At 33.8% G+C, this 24,634-nt stretch carries 24 protein-coding genes; 16 read left to right on the top strand and 8 right to left on the bottom strand.

The genetic code is table 11. The features are described from left to right. Positions 1 to 455: 455 nt before the first annotated feature. Positions 456 to 908 carry a chemotaxis protein CheX gene (locus tag NKG37_RS21980; protein WP_016203092.1) on the bottom strand — a complete coding sequence of 151 codons (453 nt, stop codon included), beginning with the start codon at positions 906 to 908 and terminating at the stop codon, positions 456 to 458. Positions 909 to 1,561: 653 nt separating this feature from the next. Here NKG37_RS21980 and NKG37_RS21975 point away from each other — a divergent pair. The 3 genes from NKG37_RS21975 (at position 1,562) to NKG37_RS21965 (ending at position 7,184) form a co-directional block, all read left to right on the top strand. Further along, positions 1,562 to 5,149: a dynamin family protein gene (locus NKG37_RS21975; RefSeq protein ID WP_254415341.1), complete on the top strand. Its 3,588-nt coding sequence runs from the start codon at positions 1,562 to 1,564 to the stop codon at positions 5,147 to 5,149. Positions 5,150 to 5,178: 29 nt separating this feature from the next. Beyond that, entirely contained in the window at positions 5,179 to 6,027 is an 849-nt protein-coding gene (locus NKG37_RS21970) for a sulfurtransferase (RefSeq protein WP_040343328.1), read from the top strand. Positions 6,028 to 6,311: 284 nt separating this feature from the next. Further along, on the top strand, positions 6,312 to 7,184 hold the full coding sequence (locus tag NKG37_RS21965; RefSeq protein WP_224428192.1) for a 5'-3' exonuclease: 873 nt from the start codon (positions 6,312 to 6,314) through the stop codon (positions 7,182 to 7,184). 227 nt (positions 7,185 to 7,411) lie between these two features. Here NKG37_RS21965 and sspL read toward each other — a convergent pair whose 3' ends face one another. Continuing rightward, positions 7,412 to 7,546, bottom strand: a complete 135-nt coding sequence (sspL, locus tag NKG37_RS21960) for a small, acid-soluble spore protein L (protein WP_016203098.1) — start codon at positions 7,544 to 7,546, stop codon at positions 7,412 to 7,414. Positions 7,547 to 7,654: 108 nt separating this feature from the next. Between sspL and NKG37_RS21955 the strand changes: the two genes are divergently transcribed. Next, positions 7,655 to 8,134, top strand: coding sequence for a divergent PAP2 family protein (locus NKG37_RS21955; protein WP_016203099.1), 480 nt, complete (start codon positions 7,655 to 7,657; stop codon positions 8,132 to 8,134). A 192-nt stretch (positions 8,135 to 8,326) separates the two neighbouring features. Beyond that, positions 8,327 to 8,596 carry a DUF6123 family protein gene (locus NKG37_RS21950; protein WP_016203100.1) on the top strand — a complete coding sequence of 90 codons (270 nt, stop codon included), beginning with the start codon at positions 8,327 to 8,329 and terminating at the stop codon, positions 8,594 to 8,596. A gap of 210 nt (positions 8,597 to 8,806) precedes the next feature. Here the strand turns inward: NKG37_RS21950 and NKG37_RS21945 are convergent, their stop codons facing one another. Continuing rightward, positions 8,807 to 9,733 (bottom strand): DMT family transporter, encoded by a 927-nt coding sequence (locus NKG37_RS21945; protein WP_016203101.1) that lies wholly within the window; start codon positions 9,731 to 9,733, stop codon positions 8,807 to 8,809. Between the two features lie 17 nt (positions 9,734 to 9,750). Continuing rightward, positions 9,751 to 10,140, bottom strand: coding sequence for a reverse transcriptase-like protein (locus NKG37_RS21940; RefSeq protein ID WP_016203102.1), 390 nt, complete (start codon positions 10,138 to 10,140; stop codon positions 9,751 to 9,753). Positions 10,141 to 10,498: 358 nt separating this feature from the next. Between NKG37_RS21940 and NKG37_RS21935 the strand changes: the two genes are divergently transcribed. Then, positions 10,499 to 11,158 carry a reverse transcriptase-like protein gene (locus NKG37_RS21935; protein WP_016203103.1) on the top strand — a complete coding sequence of 220 codons (660 nt, stop codon included), beginning with the start codon at positions 10,499 to 10,501 and terminating at the stop codon, positions 11,156 to 11,158. A gap of 31 nt (positions 11,159 to 11,189) precedes the next feature. Next, complete coding sequence (locus tag NKG37_RS21930; RefSeq protein ID WP_101730984.1) at positions 11,190 to 11,375, top strand: zinc-finger domain-containing protein; 186 nt, start codon at positions 11,190 to 11,192, stop codon at positions 11,373 to 11,375. A 139-nt stretch (positions 11,376 to 11,514) separates the two neighbouring features. Here the strand turns inward: NKG37_RS21930 and cspD are convergent, their stop codons facing one another. After that, positions 11,515 to 11,715, bottom strand: a complete 201-nt coding sequence (gene cspD, locus NKG37_RS21925; protein ID WP_009332654.1) for a cold-shock protein CspD — start codon at positions 11,713 to 11,715, stop codon at positions 11,515 to 11,517. 445 nt (positions 11,716 to 12,160) lie between these two features. Between cspD and NKG37_RS21920 the strand changes: the two genes are divergently transcribed. The 5 genes from NKG37_RS21920 to mntR all read left to right on the top strand — a co-directional run bounded on the left by NKG37_RS21920 (position 12,161) and on the right by mntR (position 17,604). Further along, entirely contained in the window at positions 12,161 to 12,448 is a 288-nt protein-coding gene (locus NKG37_RS21920; protein WP_101730985.1) for a hypothetical protein, read from the top strand. A 668-nt stretch (positions 12,449 to 13,116) separates the two neighbouring features. Then, the gene (locus tag NKG37_RS21915) at positions 13,117 to 13,416 is read left to right on the top strand and encodes a hypothetical protein (RefSeq protein ID WP_016203105.1); all 300 of its coding nucleotides are present in this window, start codon (positions 13,117 to 13,119) and stop codon (positions 13,414 to 13,416) included. Further along, positions 13,416 to 14,399, top strand: a complete 984-nt coding sequence (locus tag NKG37_RS21910; protein ID WP_016203106.1) for an aromatic acid exporter family protein — start codon at positions 13,416 to 13,418, stop codon at positions 14,397 to 14,399. Before NKG37_RS21915 ends, NKG37_RS21910 begins: the two co-directional genes overlap by 1 nt. Before the next feature lie 272 nt (positions 14,400 to 14,671). Further along, entirely contained in the window at positions 14,672 to 16,822 is a 2,151-nt protein-coding gene (locus NKG37_RS21905; RefSeq protein WP_016203107.1) for a type IA DNA topoisomerase, read from the top strand. Positions 16,823 to 17,178: 356 nt separating this feature from the next. After that, entirely contained in the window at positions 17,179 to 17,604 is a 426-nt protein-coding gene (gene mntR, locus NKG37_RS21900; RefSeq protein ID WP_016203108.1) for a transcriptional regulator MntR, read from the top strand. Positions 17,605 to 17,700: 96 nt separating this feature from the next. Here mntR and NKG37_RS21895 read toward each other — a convergent pair whose 3' ends face one another. Beyond that, on the bottom strand, positions 17,701 to 17,913 hold the full coding sequence (locus NKG37_RS21895) for a DUF3892 domain-containing protein (RefSeq protein ID WP_101730987.1): 213 nt from the start codon (positions 17,911 to 17,913) through the stop codon (positions 17,701 to 17,703). A 368-nt stretch (positions 17,914 to 18,281) separates the two neighbouring features. Between NKG37_RS21895 and NKG37_RS21890 the strand changes: the two genes are divergently transcribed. Continuing rightward, positions 18,282 to 18,986, top strand: coding sequence for an AIM24 family protein (locus NKG37_RS21890; protein ID WP_101730988.1), 705 nt, complete (start codon positions 18,282 to 18,284; stop codon positions 18,984 to 18,986). An 88-nt stretch (positions 18,987 to 19,074) separates the two neighbouring features. Here NKG37_RS21890 and metA read toward each other — a convergent pair whose 3' ends face one another. Then, on the bottom strand, positions 19,075 to 19,983 hold the full coding sequence (gene metA, locus NKG37_RS21885) for a homoserine O-acetyltransferase MetA (protein ID WP_016203111.1): 909 nt from the start codon (positions 19,981 to 19,983) through the stop codon (positions 19,075 to 19,077). Between the two features lie 769 nt (positions 19,984 to 20,752). On the opposite strand from metA, the gene NKG37_RS21880 reads away from it, so the two are divergent. From NKG37_RS21880 to NKG37_RS21870, 3 genes are all read left to right on the top strand, one after another. Then, positions 20,753 to 22,441, top strand: a complete 1,689-nt coding sequence (locus NKG37_RS21880) for a formate--tetrahydrofolate ligase (RefSeq protein WP_169188747.1) — start codon at positions 20,753 to 20,755, stop codon at positions 22,439 to 22,441. 356 nt (positions 22,442 to 22,797) lie between these two features. Further along, positions 22,798 to 23,334: a hypothetical protein gene (locus tag NKG37_RS21875; protein WP_169188746.1), complete on the top strand. Its 537-nt coding sequence runs from the start codon at positions 22,798 to 22,800 to the stop codon at positions 23,332 to 23,334. Between the two features lie 12 nt (positions 23,335 to 23,346). After that, positions 23,347 to 23,826 carry a glutathione peroxidase gene (locus tag NKG37_RS21870; protein ID WP_169188745.1) on the top strand — a complete coding sequence of 160 codons (480 nt, stop codon included), beginning with the start codon at positions 23,347 to 23,349 and terminating at the stop codon, positions 23,824 to 23,826. A gap of 80 nt (positions 23,827 to 23,906) precedes the next feature. On the opposite strand, the gene NKG37_RS21865 is transcribed toward NKG37_RS21870, so the two are convergent. After that, complete coding sequence (locus NKG37_RS21865) at positions 23,907 to 24,494, bottom strand: MerR family transcriptional regulator (RefSeq protein WP_016203115.1); 588 nt, start codon at positions 24,492 to 24,494, stop codon at positions 23,907 to 23,909. Positions 24,495 to 24,634 lie beyond the last annotated feature (140 nt).

Below are 24,634 nucleotides of genomic sequence, written 5' to 3'. Positions count from 1 at the left end.
ATATATTTGAATAAGCATCTATTTTGTGGATCCATGATAACAACAATTTTGCGAATAGATCGAATATGACAAATCGGTTAATCTTTTCTAGTTTTGGCACATATTCCACGAATGATAAATATACTAATATATGTTTATGAAGAAGTGGGTGTGATAAATATGGTGAATTATTATTGTAGTCACTGCCTGAACATCTATACAGAAAAGACAATATGTAAATGCTGTGGGCATAAAGCGGAGAATCTAATAAAAATTGAAGTACAAAGCCATACAAATAATAAGTAAAACAAAAAAAGCAGAAAAAGTAAGTTACTTTTCTGCTTTTTTGTTTAATTCTGTGACTGATGCAGTCTGCTCAGAGCACCATATGAAGAGCAGAAAGGAGACGATTTCCATCAGTAAAAGAGTATCTAAATGAAAAATCAGTGTTAGGAAAACACTGATGTAGATTTAATTTAAATCTCTAAGATTAATACAATGGTCAATTGACCAATATTTTGAAGTGAAATTGGTAGGCTAAGAGCCTTTTCAAAACCAGATAACTTTGTTTCTCCAGCTAAAACAGTAGGTGGAGTAATATCTATTTCAATTCCATTTTGTGATACAAAAGTAGATAAATTTCCAGCAATCATATTACCCAATTCCCCAGAGAATGATTCAAGCATTTCTCCTTCTAAAAACATACCAAACATAGATTCGCCAATCTTACCAAAAACTTGGTTATTTCCGTCAATAATGATTCTGCCACGGAAATCTCCAGTTAAGCCTATTAATACCCCTAAAGATTGTAAAATAAAGGGTGAAACAGTTAAAGCTGGCTTCTCAATTTGTAGTTCACAGGGAATAACACCTTTTACAGCCTCAATAGTTGCATTTAAGATTTCAGTTGTACTTTTTGTTAATGTCACTTACTATTCCCCCATCCTTCTAATAAAAACATCTTATCATAAAATAGACCTATTTTGTTCAAAATTTTTCTGGGGAATAGGAGGATAATCATGGTACATTTTTCCTAATGGTGTTGATGGATAAGCTTTTCGCCTATGCATATGTGAAAAAATAATCGAAACTTTTTTCTTATTGAAAATGATTTTCATTAATGATACTATATAAATGAGATAGAAAATTATTCTCATTAAGGAAAAGAGGTGTAACGAATGGTAGCTTTTCCAATTGGTTTAACGGTAATTGGTTATTTATTTGTTATGAAATATGTCTTGAATAATACAACGAAGGCAACAAACCCTAAACAATAGATATACATAAACTTTTGATAAATACTGTTTTTTCTTGTCAACACAGCTCACCAAAATAGGTGGGAGTGCTGACAAGGAAAAGCAGTTTTTTATTGTCGTTTTATTCCACTCTTACTATCCGTAATTGTCCGATTGGTTCAACTAACCATCAGTGGGGGAGGAAGGAAAAACCCACTGACGGAAGTTTCACTTTATAAGAATCATGTGATTTTTTGTCTTCGCTTTCAATTTTCAGTTAATTTTTCTTTATTGTTACTTGGAAAATAGTTAAAATAAAAGAAATACAGGATGAAAAGGAGTCTATCATGCTTTCAACGAATACAGATATTTTACATAAATGGACAGCATTTTATCAATATTTTTTGGCACATGGTGATCAGCAAACGGCACAAAGGTTGAAACAACTAATCAAGAAAGCAACAAAAAAAGAATTTATAGTGACTTTTTGTGGACATTATTCTGCCGGAAAATCAAGCATGATTAATAAACTTATTGGTACACAGGTTTTACCAACAAGTCCCATTCCAACAACCGCCAATATTATCCGTGTGAAAAAAGGAAGAAACCAGTTAAAAGTTTCCTACCGTTCTAATCAAGGAGATGTTTATACAGATGTTCTTGATATAAAAGGAGTACTTCAGGCAACAGAAAGAGTTGAGGATATAAAAGAATTGGAAGTTCAGTTAGACACGGAGTTGCTTTTAGAGAATACTATTTTAATGGATACTCCAGGGATAGATAGTACAGATCAAGCTCATCAATTAGCAACAGAATCTAGTATTCATCTTGCAGATATTATTTTTTATGTCGTTGATTATAATCATGTGCAGTCCGAAATAAATTTTGATTTTACGAAACAGTTAGTTGATTCTGGAAAAAAATTTGTGTTAGTCGTTAATCAAATGGATAAGCATCGAGAAGCGGAAATTTCGTTTCAAGATTTTAAACAAAGTGTTTCCGATTCCTTTTTATCTTATGGTATTAAGCCAGAAAAAATATTTTTCACTACATTAATCGAAACAAATTATTTTTATCAAGGATTAGAGGATTTAAAGAGGTTTATTATAAAAAAAATGAATGAAAAAGATTCCATTCTTCCCATTTCAATGGATGAATCCTTTCAAAAACTTTATAAAGACCATATCTCTTTTATTGAAGCAAAGACTGCTGAACTAATCGCTCCTTTTGAGGAACACTTATCAGGTTTAACAGAGGAAGACTATCGTTCTTTAGAATCAACCTTGTGTATAGTCGAAAATGAAATTCGAACAATAGATGATAAAGAAAGTGAAATGGTAGGCTCTTTAGAAAATGAATGGAATTCGATAATTAAAAATGCATATATTATGCCTTTCAATCTTCGTGAATTAGCAAAAGCATATTTGGAAACAGAACAGAAAAATTTTAAAATTGGATTATTTGGCAGTAAAAGTAAAACACAAAAAGAAAGAGAGGAAAGACTTTTAACATTTTACAAAGAGCTAGAAAAACTAGTCCAAATTCAATTGATAACGCCGCTATCACAGTTTTTTGAGAAACAGGGTAAATCCGAGTATTTTTCGATTATTAAAGGGCTTGCGTCTCTTCTCGATGCTCACAAATTAAAGGAGTTAGTAAATAAGGATGCACAGCTTTCGGAAAACTATGTTCTAGTTTATTGTGAGACAGTTGAAAATGATTTAAAGCAGTCTTTTAGAAAAGAAATCGCTCAGCTTTTTGCTCAATGGAAAGAAGAGCGTCAACACCAATTACATAAGGAAAAAGAAACGCTTATTACAGAGCAGAAAAAATGGCAAGAATATGCAAATACTAAGCTAAAAAAAGAAGAGGTAGAGACCGAATGGCAAGAATGGAAAGAGAATCTCGAACAGCTTACTATAGCACAAACAGTTGATGAGAGCATTTTGCGAGTGTTACTAGACTCAGATAAAGAAGAGATAACATATCAATCCTTCTCTTCTATAAAAACAACATCACCGGAAAAGAAAATAAAAATGGCTGAGAATCAAAAGCTAGAGGTAAAAAATGAATTGGATACAGACCTAATAATAAGGCAGTTACGTTTTTTAAGTAGTAACCTTCAAAAGGTAAAGGGATTTACACATATAGCTAAAAATTTACTTGCCAAAGCCTCAAATATTGAAAATCGTACTTATACTATTTGCTTATTTGGTGCCTTTAGTGCAGGGAAGTCTTCTTTTGCCAATGCCTTACTAGATTATCCGATTCTACCAGTTTCACCGAACCCAACGACGGCAACTATAAACCGAATTTTGCCAATTGATGAAGAACATCCTCACAAAACGGTGATTGTTAAATGGAAAACAGAGTCTGAAATGCTTACAGAGATAAATGACTATTTACAGTTAGTAAAGGAAGAAGCTAGCTCTATTGAAGTCGCACAAAATTTGATAAAAAAGCTGGTTGCTAATCCAGTTGAGAGATATGCAAATGAATTTCGCTATCTTCAAGCTTTTATAAAAGGCTATTCTGTTCATCGAGATCACTTGGGCAGTGAAATTAATATTGATTTAGAAGAGCTTTCTAATTATGTTGCAGTGGAAGAGACTTCTTGTTTTGTGGCATCGATTGATGTTTACTTTGACTGTATGATTACTAGAAAAGGAATTACGCTCGTTGATACGCCAGGCGGAGACTCTATTAACAGCAGACATACGGAATTAAGCTTTGAATTTATGAAAAAAGCAGATTGTATTTTTTATGTCAGCTACTATAATCACGCATTTTCCAAAGCTGACCGTGCTTTTCTTGTGCAGCTTGGAAGATTAAAGGATGCCTTCGAAAAAGATAAAATATTTTTTGTAATTAATGCAATAGATTTAGCGAAGGATGAGGAAGAGCAAGCAGCTGTACAGGTGTATTTACAAGAACAATTACAATTATATGGAATTCGCTCTCCGAGAATTCTTCCTGTATCTAGTCTTTATTATAAGCATCATATATATGGGAAATGGATGAAAAAAGCAGAGGAGCAAATGTATGACTTTATCGAACATGAATGGTTATCGATGATGCTTCAATCTGCCAAAAAAGATTATGAGGGAACAAGGGAACTTTTAAAGAAATTAATAGAATCAGCATTTGCAAAAAAAGAAGTAGCAGAACAAGAGTTATTTAGAATGGCGGAAGAAAAACGAAATATTCTCTCCCAAATTGAAACAAAAAGTTTTCAAGATATTTTAGGAAAATTCAAAATGGAAGTAGAGGAACAATTATTTTATTTAAAGCAGAGAGTTATGTTCCGTTTAAATGAATTAATGAAGGAGGCATACCATCCATCCATTTTGCGAGGGGATAATAAGAAAAGAGAAATATCCCTTGCGACGGCTTCCTTTCTAATACAGTTGAATTTTGAATTTGAACAAGAATTACGAGCAGTAAACGTAAGGTTAGATCAACTATTTTTTAAACAAAGAAAAGAAGGTTATGAGGAAGTTCAGCAATTGGTCCAGTCCCACAATGGGGAAATTCGGTTACAGGAAGAAATGGAACATGAATTGGCTTCAAGTTTAACTTATCATGCTCCTTTTAAAGAATTAGATAATGCTCTTAATAAAATCGGAATTAAATATTACAAAAACCCAAAAAGCTTTTTTGAAAATAATGAACGAAAGAATATGGGGGTAGAGTTGGAACAATTAGTTGATGAGCATGGAAATAGTTTTATAAAAGAACAAATCCACTTCTTCTTTACTTTTTATAAAGAGTTATTTGAACAACATATCGATAAACTTCTTAACGATGTAAATGAACAAGTGGCTGAATATTATGATGGCAAAACGGCATTATTGACGGAACATGAAAATATAGAAAAGCTTGAATGGATTTTAAAAGAATCAACACAAATAGATTCACAGCAAACGAGTAAATAGGACTTACTATGGGAGGAATGAAGATGGAAATCGTAAAAAGTGTTGATTGGTTAAAAGAAAATTTAGAAAATGATTCAGTTAGAATTATTGATTGTCGCTTTGATTTAACAAATCCTGACAATGGTACAGACTGGTATAAAGAAGGTCATATTCCGAATAGTGCTTATTTTCACTTGGAAAATGATCTCTCCAATCCAATAAGCGAACATGGGGGAAGACATCCATTACCAGATATGGAAGAGTTTGTGGAGAAGTTAGAACATATAGGGATTGGTCCGGATACTATTGTTATTGCCTATGATAATGGGGAGGGGGCATTTTCTGGGAGATTTTGGTGGTTGTTAAACTATATAGGTCATCCATATACATATATTTTAGACGGCGGCTATAAAGAATGGATAAAGAAGGGCTATCCTATTACAAAAGAAGTCTCAACTTTTTCAAAGACTACTTTCACTCCTGTTATTCAGACACATATGATGGCAACTTATGAGGAAGTCTTAGCCCAAGTAAAGGCAAAAAAGCAAGATAGGATACTAATTGATTCTAGAGAACATAAACGCTATACAGGAGAAATAGAGCCAATCGATAAGAAAAGTGGACATATTCCTGGGGCGATAAACATCATATGGACAGAAGGATTAAAAGATGGATTCTTTTTATCAACTAGTGAGCAAAAAGATAGATTCTCTAGATTAGATCCGAACAAAGAATATATTGTATATTGTGGTTCTGGCATAACGGCTACCCCTAATTATATTTCTTTGAAAATGGCTGGACTAGATAAGGTAAAGCTTTATCCGGGTAGTTTTAGTGATTGGATCTCCTATGAAGAGAATGAAATTGAGACTTGTTTGCCAAGTAAGTCTGAAGAATAAAAAAGTGGGAGACCTTAGGTTTTACACTAGTAGAAACAAAGTTAGATGAAATGGGAAGAGAGTATAATAGTTTTGAACTTATATTAAATAAGCTGGATTAGATGAACAGGAAACTAATGGGAAATTTAGTTTCCTGTTTTTTAACTTACAAACAGCTTATTTTAAATTCAACAAAAAAAGGAGAAGAAAAAGCTACCAGCCACAACCTTGGGTCAATCTGTTATAATATACTAATGGAAATAAAGGAGAGATGAAATTTGAGCAATGAGAAAAAAGCTAACCTAATGCTAGTAGATGGAATGGCTCTGTTGTTTCGTGCATTTTTTGCTACAGCAGTTACAGGTCAATATATGGTGAATTCAAAAGGAATCCCAACAAATGCCATTCATGGTTTTGTAAAACACTTCTTCACAGCAATTGAACATTTTAAGCCCTCCCATGTAGCGGTTTGCTGGGATATGGGAAGTACGACATTTAGAACAGAAATGTATCCTTCTTATAAAGCGAATCGTTCAGACGCTCCTGTTGAACTAATACCACAATTCGATTTAGTAAAAGAGGTTGTTGAAAGCTTTAATGTACCGAATATTGGTATTAGTGGCTTTGAGGCCGATGATTGTATTGGAACGATTGCGAAACAAATGCAAGGTGAAGCGAATGTTACCATTCTAACAGGTGATCAAGATATCCTCCAATTACTGGATGACCATGTTTCTGTTGCCTTATTAAAAAAAGGATATGGTAATTATATGCTTTATACTCCAGTAAATTTTCAAGAGGAAAAGGGAATCACTCCACAGCAAATGATCGATTTGAAGGGATTAATGGGTGATACGAGCGATAATTATCCAGGTGTTAGAGGAATTGGTGAAAAAACAGCTTTAAAGCTTCTTCAAACTCATCAAGATATAGAAGGAATACTTACTAATTTAGCGCTACTAACTAAGGGACAGCGAGCGAAAATTGAAGCCGATCTTGAAATGCTGCATTTAAGTAGACGTTTAGCGGAAATTAAATGCGATGTCCCGGTAAGTTGTTTACTGGAAGAAAGTTTTTTAGACATAAATCCGAATCTTGCTATTCAGAAATTCGAAGAACTAGAATTTAAAAGATTCCATCATTATGTAGAGAAGAAAGAAGAACTTACTTTATTTTAATAAGAAAATAATATTGTGAACTGCCACTACCACTATGTTTAAAGGATGAACAATAATGGTAGTGGCTTTTTATCCCACTCTTAACGGACAGTAAGACCCCACTTCAAGCTTATGAGTATACGAGGAAGCTAGGTGGGAGATCAACTGTAAAGGTCCGATTGGTTCAACTAACCATCAGTGGGGATGAAGGAAAACCCCCACTGATGGAAGTTTCCCTTTATTAATTCTTATTTTGTGTTTTTCTTCTTTGCCGCATTTTCTAATTTGCTTTTGGGAGATGGAGTGATATCTGCATCTTGGCCATAGCCTTGTGGATTGACACCGCCAGCAGCTTTCCCTCTGTTTCGTTGGTTTTTACTCATTATATTCACCTCTTCACCTAATAGTGGAAATAAAAATTCATTCATAGTATGAGCAAGCAAGAATAATATCATCCATAAATAAAGAGACTATTTGTTAGAGGTGATTATATGAATAAGGGTGTCTATGTAGCCTTAATAAGTATTGGAATGGCGCAGTTTCTTAAAATCCCCATTCATTTTTTGAAGACGAAAAAATGGGATAAAGGCTTGTTTTTTCAAACAGGTGGAATGCCAAGCTCTCACTCTGCAGGAGTATCTTCTCTAACGACTTTCATAGCACTAAAAAGAGGCATGCCAACGATTGACTTTGCTTTATCTCTAATTTATGGGTTGATCGTTATGTATGATGCGCAAGGCATTAGAAGACAAACAGGTGAATTAACGTTAAAAGTGAATGATTTAGGAGATTTAGTTGATAAAATTAATACAGATAAAAATATTGCTTTTAAAGAGAAGCAACCAAAAAAATTGAAAGAAATGCTTGGACATCAGCCTCAAGAAGTGCTTGGCGGTGCCTTATTAGGCATACTGATTGGTTTTCTAGGACATATATTAACAAAAAAGAAACGATCGTTTTTACATCGGTAATAAGAGGGATAGAGAGTCGAAAATGATCCATTTGATTCTCTATCCTTTTTTGATTAAATCATCTAAAGAATAGTAATGAATAATATATGACAAACGTCATTAAAGCAGTGGAATAATGTTGAAAAAACTAGAAAATTGTCGTGATATAAAGTAACATATAGGTAAAAGGATAGAGGGGAATGTACATTAAGTTTGAAAACTGTCGAGGAGTATTTGCTCTTTTTAGAAAGTAAAGGCTTTTCCTTTGGTGAAGATGCGATAGGTTTTATTTATTTTGGCAAAGCATATACAAATACTACAGATGAACTTGTTATAACAGCTATTGAATGTACGCTAAAATTACAAAAGAAATTTGATGGAAGTTTTTTTGTTTCCTTACTAGAGATGTTTAACGATAATGAACTGAAAACCAAAAAAGAAGTAATGAGCTTTATAAAAAAAAATCACTTATTTCCGCTTTAACTTGTCTGTATAAAGTGGATAAAGTTATTTTCACTAAACGGAGGCTGTGACAAAAGCATCCCAGCAAGGATAAAACCAAACAATTATACGAAGATACTAATAAAAGTTCCGTATAATTGTTTGGTTTTTTTATTTGTTTTAAAAAGGATGTTTCCATGAATTTGGCTGTGGCTTACTAGCAACAAGCTTTACGAAAAATAAAATAGTACATTATTTCTCCATAACCTTTTGAAAAGCAGCAAATAATACTTTCTTCGGTAATTCAGCAAAAATCATTCCAAGTAAAATCAATATACAGCCGATTGCTGAACTAGTTGTTAATTGTTCATTACTAAATAGGTAAGCAGTTGCTGCTGCGAATACAGGTTCAGTTGCAAAAATTAAAGCAACTCTGGTAGAATTGGTGTATTTTTGCAAACTTGTTTGAATGATAAACGCCAATGCGGTAGCAAGAATAGAAGTGATTAATAAGGCAATGATGACTTCATGATGAAGCAAGATATCGATTTTAAAATTTGCCTTAGGGTTCTCGAATAAAATGCTACCCATTATCCCTAAAACGGATACCGTTAAAAGTTGAACAATCGTTAATAATAAGGTTGGATGTTCTTTACTATATTTGCCTGTTAAAATGATTTGCAAAGCAAAACCAATGGCGCAAATGAACACAAAAAAATCCCCTATATTAATGGAAAAGGTATTGCTCATCGTTAAAAGATAAAGTCCTATAGTAGCAATAGCCACACCAATAATATGGTTAACAAGTAAAGCTTGTTTCAGAAAAAGATACAAAAATAAAGGAACAAGCACCACACTCAATCCAGTTATAAACCCAGCCTTCGAGCTTGTCGTATATACTAAACCGATTGTTTGAAAGGCATAACCAATAAATAAACATAATCCTAAGCTTATTCCAGATTTTAAGCAATGTATATTTAATTGCTTTAGTTGGGAAGGCTTAAAAAGAAGTAACCATACAAATAAAAATAGGGCTGCCAAGAAGAAGCGAATCCCATTAAATATAAGTGGTTGTAGAAAAGCAATTGCATTTTGCACGATTACAAAGGTAGCACCCCATACTAGTGCTACAAATAAAAGGGAGACGTCTGCCAACCGAGCGGAAGTATGTATTTTCAATGGACGAATTCCCTTCTTTATTTATTTTTTCTTATTGCAAGTCTTGCTAATTCATCAGCCGTCCTATTATCTTTACTAGGGATCCATTTAATAAAGAATAAATCTAATTCATTTATGAGTTTTAATGATTTTTCTAGCAGCGGAGCAAATTTTTTGTTTTTAGCGAACTCTTTTTCAATTGCACGACTAACAAGTTCAGAATCAGTGCGAAAACTCACTGTTCGATAATCATTGTTTAGGCAGATTTCTAATGCATTTATCAGAGCATGGTATTCAGCTTCGTGATTACTCATTAATCCGAGTGGAATCGAATATTTTTCTGCAGAACCATGGCCTTTTATGAAGATACCAGCACCACTTGGACCAGGGTTTCCAGCACTTGCACCATCAATATAAACTTCAATCATTTTGATACCTCCAAAAAATTTGGTATGATTAAACAATGATTATATACGAATTGTTTTGCTATTTGTTTTCATACAACTCGCATAAAATGTATATATATCATTAAACATATAACCAATTATGAAAAATAATTATTCCTGTTATTAGATGGAAAAATGGTATAATGACAATCCAGTCTTATTTGCAATAAAGTGAAATGAAACATAACAAGCGATGTAAAATATTATAAATGAAAAAAAGCTTAGATGGGAATGTTTTTTATTATTTCTAAGAAGAATGGATATTTCCTCCAATAACGGGGCAATAAGATCCGCAGTATCATTATCGAAGTCACTCTATATGTAGAAAGGTTGTACCGTTATGAAATATAAATTGGAATACAAATTTCAACGAAAGAAAAAGAAGGATTCAATCTATTTTACTTCAGATTGGATACAATCAACTACGGCCCTTGAAGTAGGAGAGGAACTTGAGAAGCGGAATGATGTAATAGATATGCTTTTTTATGATGAAAAAGGAACAAGCTGGACATTAAAAGAATTACGAAAGCTAAATGAAGAAATGGAAGAAGAGCCGCATGACTTTATCATTTATTTTGATGGTGGCTATCATAAGGAAACGAAAACAGCAGGAATTGGAGTTGTGTTATTCTTTCAACAAGGAAAAAAGAAGTTTAGAGTTCGCGCAAATGAGTTATTTCATGATATTCTTTCCAATAATGAAGCTGAATATGCTGCGTTGTTTCACGCCTTAAACCTACTTGAAGAGCTCGATGTGAAAGACGTTACTTGTGAAGTAAAAGGGGATTCCCAAGTAGTTTTGAAACAATTAGAAGGCGAATGGCCATGCTATGAGGAAGAATTAAATAACTGGCTTGATCGGATTGAAGTAAAGCTTAAAAAACTCCATTTAAATATGATATATTCTTCTATTGGAAGAAATGAGAATAAGGAAGCAGATAAATTGGCAACCCAAGCATTAGAAGGGAAACGCATCTATAGTAAAATGCAATTGCTCTAATTGTCAGGTAAAGGTAAAGGAGGGGTGAAGCTTGGAACGAAAAAAACTGATTGAAGAAGCAGATGGATTAATGAAAGACTATTGCAACGACTGTTTTTTATATCGACAAAATAAGATAGAGTATGGGAAAAGAGGAGCTCACCGCTTCTGTATATCACAATGTACAGTTGGGAATAAGCTAAGAGGATATGGGGAGAAACTATCAGGTGCGAAGTGACATATGTGCTTCCACCTTTTAGCATATACCGCGTAAGCCTTTTTGGAGAAGGTATTTGAAAAATAAAAGGGAATTTCTCTAGAAGCACCACTCCTTGAAAAATCCCCTGAATACTATTATTAATATATATAATTATTAATTATAGTTTAACAACATTAGCAGCTTGAGGTCCACGGTTTCCTTCAACGATTTCGAAAGAAACTTCTTGTCCTTCTTCTAATGATTTAAAGCCTTCGCCTTGAATAGCAGTGAAATGTACGAATACGTCGTCTCCACCTTCAACTTCGATGAATCCAAATCCTTTTTCGTTATTGAACCATTTTACTTTACCATTTTGCATAATAAATATCCTCCTAAGCCTTTCAAGACACTAGTTAGTGCCTATAAAATAAATATTCTCATAGAACAAAATAATAATAGAAAGTAATTATTCAGAATTTTGTTAAATGATGTCTATAATATACACGATTACCCATATGTAGTCAAGGTTTCAAAGCGTTTTTTCCGAAAAGTTAATCAAATTAATGGAAGGGCTTTCTTGTTTTGTTCGCAAAAAGTAAGCGGATACAACACTTATTACTTTATTAATAAATTTACCTATGTATCGGTTATTTTTAGCGTGAATGTAAAATCATGATAATGGGTGAATATTCCTATATATATAAGAAATAATGAACATTTGACTCGTTCACTATCTAAAAATAATATATCTCATAAATAATAAATTTCAACATATTATGAAGTAGCAGTTTTGTTTTCAGGAAATAGAATAAGAGGGTGGCTTAATGTATCGATTTTCGATTGAAAAAGAAAATTGGATCTTGCGATTTACACCGAATATTGTTTTGGAGGACGACAGCAAACAAGCAATTGTCAAAAGCATCCTCCAATTAGGAAATGTTTTACCTACATTTTCGCATGGAGAGTCCTTTGTCATAATGGTAAAAAAAATCGGCTTAATCGTATTCAATGTAGAAAAAATCCCATCTCTTATTTTGACGGTAGCAAATATTATTGAAAAAGAAAATTGGTATATACAAACAGACAGTAAGATCAAAAAATACTTTATGTAGAGGATGGGACATAACTAAATAGATACTCTGTAAAGACGAACAATTTCTAATATAGCTAGTAAATAGCGGCTGCTTTTGCATACTTTTTACAAGAGGAAATATAATTAGTTGGAAAAACAGAGCAGCCGGAATACACGAAGACTCCTATGGGATTAGCGAGACAGTCTGAGACCCTGCAGGCCACAGGCCGAAGCGGCTCAGCGCGAGCCCCATGGAAAGCGAAGTGTATTCCGGCTGCGGGGAATCGCACCAAACTTCATGGAAACATCCTTTGAAAAACAAATAAAAGCCCGAACAATTATACGGAACATTCATTAGCATCTTCGTATAATTGTTCGGAATTATCCTTGGCTGGAATACTTATGTCCCAGCCTCTTTTAATGCCTTAATAAAAGTAGGAAGGTTACCTCGTGTTGGTAGTAAATGTATGTTTTCGCTTTCATGCTTGTGTGCAAAGAAGGGAGAGCTGACAGGCGTTTTAGTGAATAGATGGATGCAAAAATTTCCTGTGAAAAAACGAAAAAAATATCCTTGAAATCATTGAATTAAAGGGGGAAATGTGTTTTTATTAACATGATTACTATTATAAAAGCAAGTTTGTTTTTCAATGAAATAAACTTTTGCAAAAATTAATTAAAAAATAATAATAAAAGGGAAGATTTATTAAAATGATTGAAACGATTGTAAAGAGCAGTCAAAGTCCGTATTATGAAATCTCAAGAGAAGACCAGATGATACTAAGTCCGTTTGAAGGAACTGTAGATGAGATCCTAATGAAGGAAAATGCTTATTTCTATGAATGGGAAACAATTTTAACCATTAGAACTTTAGCCGGAGAAATAAAAGATGTGAGCGTTCCTTTTAGTGGATCCGTTGTCCAATTATTGGTGAAACCTGGTGATAAAATTGCTATGAATACGAGGTTAGCTTCTTTACAAGATGATTTACTTGTTACTGGTTGTGATTAATGATGCAAAGAGCATGGCAAAACTTGAAAAAATATAAAATTGGTTACCGAACCTTTAAAACAGCAGTGGCAGTAAGCGTAGGTATATCTATAGCCCAATTTTTTCATTTAGATTTTTATGTTTCTTCAGCGATTATAACCATTCTGTGTGTACAAAATTCTAAGAAAAAATCACTTCATAGTGCATTTTCTCGTTTTATCGCATGTATGCTTGCCATTCCATTTTCCTATATATTCTTTGAAGGTATTGCGTTTGAACCATATATTATAGGATTATTGTTATTGTTATTTATTCCAACAACGGTTTTACTTAAAGTAAATGAAGGAGTAGTAACAAGTACGGTTATTATTCTTCATATCTACTCCACTAATCATATGACTTGGGATGTAGTCCTAAATGAGTTAGGGTTAATTGTAATTGGAATTGGCGCAGCATTACTTGTAAACAGCTATATGCCTAGTTTGGATAAAGAAATGAAAGTACATCAAAAGGATATTGAGCAATATTTTAAAGCGCTTTTGATGGATATGGTTGTATATCTTCGAACAAATGAAATGAAAGAAGATTATGTATTAAAATTAAAACGTGCCTCAGATGAAGTGCAATATGCAAAATCAGTAGCCTATAGAGACGTTGAAAATCATTTTTCTCGTAAAGAGAATTATTATTATAAGTACTTTACGATTAGAGAAAAGCAATTAGAAATTATTTCTAGGCTTTTTGACCGAATTTTAGCTGTGGAAACATTAGATACTCAACGCGAGCTTGTGGCAGACTTTTTAGAAGAACTTAGTTTATGTGTTCATTCAGGGAATACGGCAGTGCTGTTTTTAAGTAAACTCCAACGAGTTGAGGAAATGATTAAACATGACAAGCTGCCAAGTGATTGGCGTTCTTTTGAAGAACAAGCCCATGTCTTTTTTGTCATAAAAGAATTGGAACAGTATTTACAAATTAAAAAATCGCTAAAAGTAGCATATTAACATGCTTTCGTGAACTAAATAGGAGATCGACTGGGACTTAAATGAAAAGAAAAGTCTCGGTCGATATTTCCTTATTCCCCATACTGATTACTTCTTTGTTTGCTATTAACATATTAAAAAAGGAATATACCCTTTAAAAACTAAACTTTCAAAACTACCCCAGTTGCATTTTAACCGTTTTTCCCCATTCTATACAATTCGCTTTATAACGATTATAATATTATTTTGTATAAAAATAGGATGAATATTAGTTGTGAAAAAAGGTGATATAGATGAAATTGATATTAGCAGAAAAACCATCTGTATCGAAAAATATTGCAGATGCATTAAAAATAAAAAATAGACAAGACGGCTATTTTGAAGGAAATGGCTATATAGTAACATGGGCTTTTGGTCATTTGTTACAATTGAATGATGCAAAGGACTATGATGAAAAAATGTCTACATGGAAACTAGAAAATTTTCCATTTGTCCCTACTAAATTTCAATACAAAGTTAAGTCCGATCCAAAAAATAGAGATAAACCGGACCGTGGTGCTGAGAAACAGCTTAAAATAATACATAGACTGATGAAAAGGCCAGATGTAGATACAATTATTTCTGCTTGTGACTATGATCGAGAAGGGCAGCTTATCGGGGACAGTATTATTTATAATTTAAGAACAGAAAAAGAAGTCTATCGTTTACTATTGAATGAATGGACGCCTAAAGAGGTATTAAACGGCTTAGATAATCTTCGTTCCAATAAAGAATTGCGTCCTCTTCAAGATGCAGGAGTTAGCAGACAATGGGCTGATTGGTTAATTGGCATTAACTTAACATCTGTTGCCACTTTAAAATATCAAAAGGGCAAAGGGAAAGCTTTAAATATTGGAAGAGTTTTACTTCCAACACTAAAAATCATTTATGATCGTGATAAAGAAATTGAGACCTTTGTACCAGAAAATTATTATAAACTACAAGCCATGTTTTTAACTGAAAATGGAAGCAATTATATAGGTACCTATTTAGAAAATAAAGAAGAAAAATTTAAAGAGGAACATTATTTAAAAGATTTAGAGGAAAAAATTAAGGGCAAAACAGCGATTGTAACCGAAAAAAAAGTACAGAAAAAAAAGGAATATCCACCCTTCTTATTTAATCTTTCCAATCTTCAAGGCTATATAACTAGTAAATATAAAGGCTGGACAGCAGATAAAGTATTAAAGGTTGCACAAAGTCTTTATGAAAAAAAGTATATTACGTATCCAAGAACAGCAAGTATTGCACTAGAAGAAAGTTTGATTTCGAAAACAGAGAAAGTAGTAAATCTCCTTGCTGACAGTTTGCCTTTCAAAGAGGAAATTAAATTTTTTCCATCCAAACGAATTTTTGATAATAAAAAAGTGGAGAGTCATAGTGCGATTATTCCAACGTATGTGCTACCAAAACGATTAAGTCAAGAGGAAGAACAAGTATATGAAGCAATAAAAAACCGATTATTAATGCAGTTTATGCCGGTTGCTGAAGTAGAAGAAACAAAAATTATTACGAGCATGAATCAAGTAGAACTAAAGGGCAGCTTTATAACGAAGGGGAAAGTCCAATTAGTGGAAGGCTGGAAAAAGATTGAAAAAATTCAATCGAAAGATGTCATGCTTCCATTGGTTCAGTTGCAAGAAGAAGTATTTACAAGTGAAGCAACAACGACCACACATACTACCCAGCCTCCAAAAGAGCATACGGAAAAGACATTGCTTCGATTAATGGAAACGTGTGGGAAAAACTTTGACGCAGAAAAAGAAGAGGATGTTTTGTCTATCTTAAGTGGTTTCAGTATAGGAACGCCAGCCACTCGAGCAGAAACGATAAAGAAATTAAAAGATATTGGCTATATTGAAGCAAAGAATAAGAATTTAGTTTGTACCGATTTAGGAAGAAGAATCGTTGAAATCTTTCCGATTAAAGATCTGTTTAATTTAGATTTCACAGGCAAGCTGGAAAAAGCACTTTATGATATTGAAAAAGGGCAATTTAGCAAACAGCAATTTTTGCAAATTATTAACAACTTCACGACAAACGCAGTAGAAACAATAAAGAAAGAAGAAGAAATCATTATTCAAGAAGTAACCTATACCAAACAAACAACAGAGGTATTAGGGAAATGTCCCCTTTGTGGTCATGCTGTTGTTGAAGGAAAAAAAGGGTTTGGTTGTAGCAATTGGAAAAATGGCTGTAAGTTCGTAATTTGGAAAAATGATAAATTTCTTGCAACCATGAAGAAAAAACCGACGAAAACAATGGTTAAAGCATTACTGAAAAATGGCAAAGCACCCGTTAAAGGATTAGTAAGCAAAAAAGGGAATAAATTTGATGCCATAATGAAATATGAAAAGAATCAAGACAATGAGTATTTTAGCTGGAAAATGGAATTCTCTGAATAATTTTGCTGTGAAATTGTTTCAGTGCTAAAATAGAATGATAAAGTAGCTTTGAATTATACAAGGAAACAAGAGCTCTTTAAGGTAAGCTTTTGATTGAAAGAATCTTGTTTCCCCTTTTTTTTTATAGTAAAATGCAAAAGACATATTCTTTTAATCCATCGCCTTTTTTAGAGAGATAAAATTTATAGGAAAATAGTGCATACTGCTTTACTTTAAAACGTTTTCTTAAAAAAATTTAATTTTCTAAGGGGTATTTTTTCTTGTTTAAAAAAGACTATACATACATAGATAACATAGACAAGTATAAATGAATAAAATAGAAAAAAAGGAGAAATCCTGGTAAAGGAGGGGTTGAATTGCCGACACCTAGTATGGAAGACTATATTGAGCGCATTTACAACCTAATAGAAGATAAAGGATATGCACGAGTATCAGATATTGCGGAAGGCTTATCTGTACATCCCTCCTCTGTAACAAAAATGGTTCAGAAATTGGATAAGGATGAATATCTAGTTTATGAAAAATATAGAGGCTTGGTTTTAACGCCAAAAGGAAAAAAAATCGGGAAACGACTAGTCTATAGACATGAGCTATTAGAGCAATTATTAAGAATTATTGGTGTCAAAGAAGAGAATATATACGAAGATGTGGAAGGAATTGAACATCATTTAAGCTGGGACTCGATTGATCGCATTGGAGATTTGGTTCAATTTTTTGAGGAAAACCCAGAACATACAAAAGAATTAAAGTTAATTCAGCAAAAAAACGATTCGATCGAATAAGGGAAGGGCAATTCTCTCTAGGTATGTGCTACTTAACATAACAGTAGCATGGACGCCTACAGAGAATTGCCCTTATTGGTTAATGAAGAAAGTCAATTAATAGATAGGGGGGTAATTGTCAAAGTTATCAATTATAGAAAAGGATAGATCTTCTTCCTTTCTTTCATTCTCAACAACTTCTACTCCATCGATAACGCCTGTTTCGATATCCAGTAGTGCTTTGCGATAGGAGATTACTCTTCCATTAGAGGTTTTAAAACTAATAATGTCTCCTAGATGATTTCTTTCAACTGCAATTATTTTTTCCATACAAAGTAGCTCCTTTCCTCGTGAAAAATATAAATTTTATTCCTAGCAATTAATGTATATGAAATAGTATATACAAACATATTCAAAATTATCATTATTTACTTTTGTGTTTTATGCAATCGTAGAAAATATATTTATCCCACTCTTAACGGACAGTAAGACTCTTGCAGTAAGCTTATGAAAATACGAGGAAGATAGGAGGGAGATCAACTGTCCATAAAGGTCCCCTTGGTTCAACTAACCATCAGTGGGGGATGAAGGGAAATCCCTACTGATGGAAGTTTCACTTTATCTCTACCCCAAATTTATATTTTCATTCCCGTTTCTAGATGATATCCTAAAATTAACAATTTAAAAGAGGTGAGAGTATGGGGAGATATGGATTAGAGGAGTTCTTAACAAAAACAGAGCAAAAAGATAAGGATGAAGGAATTTTTGAACTAGAAACAGAGAGAATGCTCGAAATAAATTTAACAAATCAAATATGGGCAAAAGCAGGAAGTATGGTTTCTTATCGTGGAAACATTCGATTTACAAGGGAAGGTATTTTGGAACATGGACTAGGCAAAATGTTTAAGAAAGCATTAACAGGCGAAGGTGCCTCTCTTATGAAAGCAGAAGGCAATGGAAAGCTTTATTTGGCTGATCAAGGAAAGAAAATTTCCATCCTGCATTTAAATGGGGATTCTATCTTTGTGAACGGTAATGATTTACTTGCTTTTGAACCATCGATTAAATGGGATATTAAGCTAATGAAGAGAATTGCAGGGATGCTTTCTGGTGGTTTATTTAATATCAATCTATCTGGAAGTGGCCTGGTTGCAATTACTTCTCACTATGAACCACTAACACTAAGAGTTACTCCAAATAACCCAGTATTTACAGACCCTAATGCAACAGTTGCGTGGTCGGGAAACCTACAGCCAGAATTTGTAACAGACATAACCCTTAAAACTTTTTTTGGTAGAGGTAGCGGAGAATCCATTCAAATGAAATTTTCGGGAGAAGGCTTTGTCGTGATTCAGCCATTTGAAGAAGTGTATTTTTCCAATGGTGGCGGCAATAATGGCTAAGTTGTGCATCAAATTAAATTGTAAAGGAAAGAAAGTATTGCCTGTTAGGCAGTATTTTCTTTCCTTTTAACTTGATAAGTTAATAGTATTATTTCCACTCGTAAGGTGTTTCTTGATAGACATAATAATTTAGCCAGTTGGAAAATAATAAATGAGCATGAGAACGCCAACTGTTTAACGGCTTCATACCTGGATTGTTATTTGGGAAATAACGTAATGGAAGATGAATATTTAATCCTTTATCTTTATCTCGTTTATATTCCTCCGCTAGTGTACAAGAATCGTATTCTAAATGACCTGTAATCATGATTTGTTTTCCTTTATTTGCACTGATGATAAATGCGCCAGCATCATCTGAGGCAGATAATAGCTCTAGGTTCGAATGGGCTTTAATTTCTTCAATTGATACATTTGTATGCCTTGAGTGAGGGGCTAAAAAGCTGTCATCAAACCCACGCATTAACTTATCCGACGGATTTAATACAGAGTGGGAATAAATTCCGTAACATTTTTGATCTAACTGATACTTATTAATCCCAAAATGATGGTAGAGAGCTGCTTGTGCTCCCCAACAAATATGAAGAGTAGATGTAACATTTGTTTTAGACCATTCCATTATTTTCGTTAATTCTTCCCAATAATCAACTTCTTCAAAGCTCATTAATTCTACAGGCGCACCTGTAATAATCATCCCGTCGTATTTATTTGTTTTTATTGCTTCAAAGTTACGATAAAATTGTTCCAAATGGTATGGACTTGTATTCTTTGATTCGTAAGATGCTGTTCTTAAAAAGGATATATTTACTTGTAAAGGGGTATTCCCAAGCAAGCGTAAGATTTGTACCTCTGTTTTTTCTTTTTGGGGCATTAGGTTTAATATTAATATGTTTAATGGTCGGATATCTTGTGCTTTTGCCCGACCTTCTTCCATTACAAAGATATTTTCATCTTCTAGTATTTCACGTGCTGGTAAGAGATGAGGAATTTTTATTGGCATATAGGTATTTCTCCTCCTAAAGATAGAATCATCTTATAATGTATTTCTATGATGGAAATAGTAGTGTTACACAAAGATATACGGTCGTTTTTCTTAGAAATAACCGAATATCTTAAAAGTTATCAAATGGAATGTTTCTTTATCATGGCACTTTCTTCAACATAGCTTATTATAAATTTGATTTGAATATGTCGCAATCATAATGTTTTGAATTTTAGAAAAGATAGATTATTTTATCCCACTCTTAACGGAGGGCACTGAAAAACTGGCTAGTAATGATGATGGACAATAGCCACTTTTTAAACATAAGATGATGGATTTGTTTTCCGAGGCATCCGCTCGCTTTCCATGGGGCGAGTGCCAAGCCTCCCATAGGAGTCGAGCGGACGCCTCTCCAAACCAACCTTATTTTCACTTTCAAATATGCTTGCTCTTCATTTCACACGAAAAAAAAGACTTTTTCAGTGGCCTCCTCTTAACGGACAGTGAGACTCAACCATAAGCTTACGAGAATACGAGGAAGTTTGGTGTGATTAACTGTCCGTAAAGCCTCGATTGGTTCAACTAATCATCAGTGGGGGAAGAAGGAAAAACCCCAAATGTTGGAAGTTTCACTTTATAGAAAATTATAAGGAGATTGCTAGTAGAAATAAATAAGGATTGGGAACTAATTGAAGAGAGCGTAGAAGGATTTTGTCGAAACGTGTACTTATAACGTCTCTTTTATTGTACAATACTAATTGAAGGTTGAAATTGCAGGAGGAAAATCATGGAGGTAAAGACGAAAATGAAATCTGACATCGAAATTGCTCAACAAGCAGTAATGAAACCAATTATACATATTGCCGAGAAACTTGGCTTATCAGACGATGATATTGAATTATATGGAAAATATAAAGCGAAAATTTCTGCAGATACATTAAATACTTTGAAAAAGAATAAAGCAGGTAAACTTATCCTTGTGACAGCTATTAACCCAACTCCCGCAGGAGAAGGGAAATCGACCGTTACAGTTGGTTTAGGTGATGCATTGAATAAATTACATAAAAAAGCAGTTATTGCGATGAGAGAACCTTCCTTAGGTCCAACAATGGGCATAAAAGGAGGAGCAGCTGGTGGCGGAAAGGCACAAGTGCTTCCAATGGAGGATATAAACCTGCATTTCACTGGAGATCTTCATGCCATTACAACGGCAAATAATGCTTTAGCAGCTTTAATAGATAACCATATTCACCAAGGGAATGAATGCCGCATTGATCAGCGCAGAATCGTATGGAAAAGAGCTGTGGATTTAAACGACCGGGCTCTAAGAAAAGTAGTTATCGGGTTAGGTGGTCCATTACAAGGAGTACCAAGGGAAGATGGCTTTGACATTACCGTTGCTTCTGAAATTATGGCCGTATTATGTTTGGCATCCGATATTAATGATTTAAAAACTCGATTATCACGAATGGTCGTTGCCTATAATATAGATAAAGCTCCTGTGACAGTTGGAGATTTGAAAGTTGAAGGAGCACTTACTTTACTACTTAAAGATGCAATTAAACCAAATTTAGTTCAAACGATCGAACATTCTCCAGCTATTATTCATGGTGGTCCATTTGCGAATATTGCCCATGGCTGCAATAGTGTTATTGCGACAACTGCTGCGGTAAAATTAGGAGATTATGTAGTAACAGAAGCTGGATTTGGAGCAGATTTAGGGGCAGAGAAATTTTTAAATATTAAGTCGAGAAATAAAGAGATAAATCCTGAAATTGTTGTGATAGTTGCAACGATTCGAGCGTTAAAAATGCATGGAGGAGTTTCTAAACAAGAACTTGCCATGGAAAATACCGAAGCACTTCGAACTGGTTTTGCAAACCTGCAGAAGCATGTGGAGAGTATTAAGGAATTCGGCTTACCATTTGTTGTAGCCATTAATAAATTTATAACAGATACAGAATCAGAAATTAACGTGTTGAAAGAGCTATGTGAACAAGCAAACATTCCCGTTGCTTTAACAGAAGTATGGGAAAAAGGTGGAGAAGGTGGCTTAGAACTTGCTCAAAAGATATTAGCTATTTTGGAAAAGAACGAACATACATTCCAAAACTTATATTCTCTTGAATCCACAATAGAAGAAAAGATTCTTGCGATTGCCACCAAAATTTATGGAGCGAATAGAGTGGAATATTCTTCTAAAGCAAAGAAACAAATTGCTGACTTTGAAAAATTCGGCTGGGGTAATCTCCCTATTTGCATGGCGAAGACACAATACTCCTTATCTGATGAACCGTCATTAATCGGCAGACCAGAAGGGTTTTCGATTACGATTCGTGAGTTTAAGCCTTCTATTGGCGCAGGATTTCTCGTAGCCCTTACTGGAGATGTCATGACAATGCCTGGTTTACCAAAAAAACCAGCTGCTTTAAACATGGACGTTGATGAAGATGGAAAAGCGGTAGGATTATTTTAAAATAGTCAAAGTAAAGCGCAAGGATTATATACCCACAATGTAAGAGATTTCTTTTATATGTAAGTAAAAGGCTTGCGCTTTTATAGGCAGCCTGTTTTCTAAAGGATTGTTGTTTTTTCAATAGAAAAAAAGAATTAGTTGGAAAAATGGAGCAGCCGGAATATACGAAGACGCCACGGGGATTAGCGAGACAGCCTGAGACCCCGGAGGCGAAGCTGAGGAGACTCAGCGCGAGCCCCACCCCCACGGAAAGCGAAGTGTATTCCGGCTGTGGGTAATCGCAACAAACTTTACGAAAACAGCCTTTCTAAAAGATCGGTATTCTTTCAATAGGAAAAAGCAAAGGAGAAAAAAGAATGTTTGATCCCACTGCCTTTGAAAATATGAGAACAGTGATGGAAGGTCTTATTTATGACCGCGATTTGGATGGGGATATCATCGTCCTAGATCGTAATGATTTATTTAACAGTAGTAAACTCGCAAGGAAGTATACAATAACATTTCGATTGAAAAATCAACAAAATGCAAAAGTAATGTTTGAATTATTTGCTGATTTACATAATTTATCGGCAGAACTTTTAGCTACTAAAAATAAGAAAAGTTTAATTGGTGCTTCCATCTATATTCATCTATTTTTAAAACATAAAAAGGACACAGAGATTTATACACTGTTACAGCATACATTAGAAGATATTTGGGGAAAGGACATGAAGATCATCCAAGAAGTTAGTTTCTATCCCCTTGATTCTGATGATATTGTCCATAATCATATTACCATTGATTTTAAACGCTTAATTACAGAAGAACAGATTGATGATATGATAACCATGATGGAATTTATGGAAAAAACGTTACATTCGTTGCAATCTCATGATTCATTATTAACTGTATAAGGAGAATGTTGTATGAGCATTTATGATTTCGAAGTAAAAACGATGGATGGAGAATTGCGCTCATTAAGTGATTATAAAGGAAAAGTCTTATTAATTGTAAATACAGCAAGTAAATGCGGGTTCACTCCCCAATTTAAAGAATTGCAGGAGCTGTATCAAGCATATAAAGAAAAGGGTTTTTCCGTGTTGGGTTTCCCGAGCAATCAGTTTATGAATCAAGATCCTGGAACAAATGAAGAGATTAAAACATTTTGTGAAATAAACTTTGGTGTAACCTTTCCGATGTTTGCAAAAGTTGATGTAAATGGCAAAGAGGCAGATCCACTATATCAATTTTTAACAAAAGAAGCACCTGGAGCATTAGGTGTAAAAGCGATTAAATGGAATTTTACAAAGTTTCTAATTGATCAAAATGGAAAAGTGCACGAACGGTATGCACCAAGTACGAAGCCTTCAGAAATAATAAAGGATATCGAAAAGCTATTGAACTAATATAAAAAGGGAGTCTAATCATTTTTAGTGAACAAGCTTATTTCACTAAAAATGATACTAGATTCCCTTTTTTAAAACCATTAACGATAGGAGAAAAGGCGAATAAAGCCGCTTTTTTTCTGCTTTGTTTCTTTTTCACTCACTATTGATTGTTTCGTTTTTCTCGATTTAGCTAGATTTTCTTCTTTTCCTTCTAGAACTACTGGATTTTCTAAAAATGCAATTTGTTTTTCTTGGCTTTCAATATGTTCCTGCTGACGTTCAATATGTTCCTGTTGCTTTTTTAATTGCTGGACTAAAACTTGATTGAAATTTTTTTGAAGTTCCAATTCTTCTTTGATTGTTTGTAAATCCTGAAGAATTTTTTCCGTGGCATCCGTGGCAATTGGGATAGAGGCGGGAACAGGACTTGTAAGCTCATCTTCAATTTGTCTTAGAGACATTTGTTTTTCATTACGCATTTGTTTTACTTTGACTAAAATATCCAAGCTTTTTTGGTCAAAATATCGATAGCCATTTTCGCCAATAACGACGGGAATGAGCGTTTTTAATTCTCGTAACCAGTTTCGTACAACCCCAGGACCTTCTTCAATATATTCTGCCGCTTCTTTCACACTTAATAATTTTTCTTCTTTAATAGAAAGTTCTTTTGTTTGTACACTTAACATTTTATACACCCCTCAATAATAAATAATTGATACTAAACCATTGGCTAGAAGGACGTTTAAAAGACTTGTATGTATAAATTTCTAGATAGACAAAAAAAATCCTTTGACGACCTTTGTCTAGTTTTGTTGGATTATCATTT

It is taken from the genome of Niallia sp. RD1, from assembly GCF_024219955.1.
In the GTDB taxonomy this organism is placed as follows: Bacteria; Bacillota; Bacilli; order Bacillales; family Cytobacillaceae; genus Niallia; species Niallia alba.
The sequence above is the reverse complement of the archived record's forward strand: the minus strand, read 5'-3'. Positions and strand labels throughout refer to the sequence as shown.

Coding starts and splice junctions, on each gene's coding strand:
- NKG37_RS21875 (WP_169188746.1), top strand. CDS start 22,798: ATGTTTGATCCCACTGCCTTTGAAAATATGAGAACAGTGATGGAAGGT.
- NKG37_RS21905 (WP_016203107.1), top strand. CDS start 14,672: ATGAAATTGATATTAGCAGAAAAACCATCTGTATCGAAAAATATTGCA.
- NKG37_RS21895 (WP_101730987.1), bottom strand. CDS start 17,913: ATGGAAAAAATAATTGCAGTTGAAAGAAATCATCTAGGAGACATTATT.
- NKG37_RS21975 (WP_254415341.1), top strand. CDS start 1,562: ATGCTTTCAACGAATACAGATATTTTACATAAATGGACAGCATTTTAT.
- NKG37_RS21865 (WP_016203115.1), bottom strand. CDS start 24,494: ATGTTAAGTGTACAAACAAAAGAACTTTCTATTAAAGAAGAAAAATTA.
- NKG37_RS21870 (WP_169188745.1), top strand. CDS start 23,347: ATGAGCATTTATGATTTCGAAGTAAAAACGATGGATGGAGAATTGCGC.
- cspD (WP_009332654.1), bottom strand. CDS start 11,715: ATGCAAAATGGTAAAGTAAAATGGTTCAATAACGAAAAAGGATTTGGA.
- NKG37_RS21935 (WP_016203103.1), top strand. CDS start 10,499: ATGAAATATAAATTGGAATACAAATTTCAACGAAAGAAAAAGAAGGAT.
- NKG37_RS21940 (WP_016203102.1), bottom strand. CDS start 10,140: ATGATTGAAGTTTATATTGATGGTGCAAGTGCTGGAAACCCTGGTCCA.
- NKG37_RS21955 (WP_016203099.1), top strand. CDS start 7,655: ATGAATAAGGGTGTCTATGTAGCCTTAATAAGTATTGGAATGGCGCAG.
- metA (WP_016203111.1), bottom strand. CDS start 19,983: ATGCCAATAAAAATTCCTCATCTCTTACCAGCACGTGAAATACTAGAA.
- sspL (WP_016203098.1), bottom strand. CDS start 7,546: ATGAGTAAAAACCAACGAAACAGAGGGAAAGCTGCTGGCGGTGTCAAT.
- NKG37_RS21920 (WP_101730985.1), top strand. CDS start 12,161: ATGTATCGATTTTCGATTGAAAAAGAAAATTGGATCTTGCGATTTACA.
- NKG37_RS21890 (WP_101730988.1), top strand. CDS start 18,282: ATGGGGAGATATGGATTAGAGGAGTTCTTAACAAAAACAGAGCAAAAA.
- NKG37_RS21880 (WP_169188747.1), top strand. CDS start 20,753: ATGGAGGTAAAGACGAAAATGAAATCTGACATCGAAATTGCTCAACAA.
- NKG37_RS21910 (WP_016203106.1), top strand. CDS start 13,416: ATGATGCAAAGAGCATGGCAAAACTTGAAAAAATATAAAATTGGTTAC.
- NKG37_RS21965 (WP_224428192.1), top strand. CDS start 6,312: ATGCTAGTAGATGGAATGGCTCTGTTGTTTCGTGCATTTTTTGCTACA.
- NKG37_RS21915 (WP_016203105.1), top strand. CDS start 13,117: ATGATTGAAACGATTGTAAAGAGCAGTCAAAGTCCGTATTATGAAATC.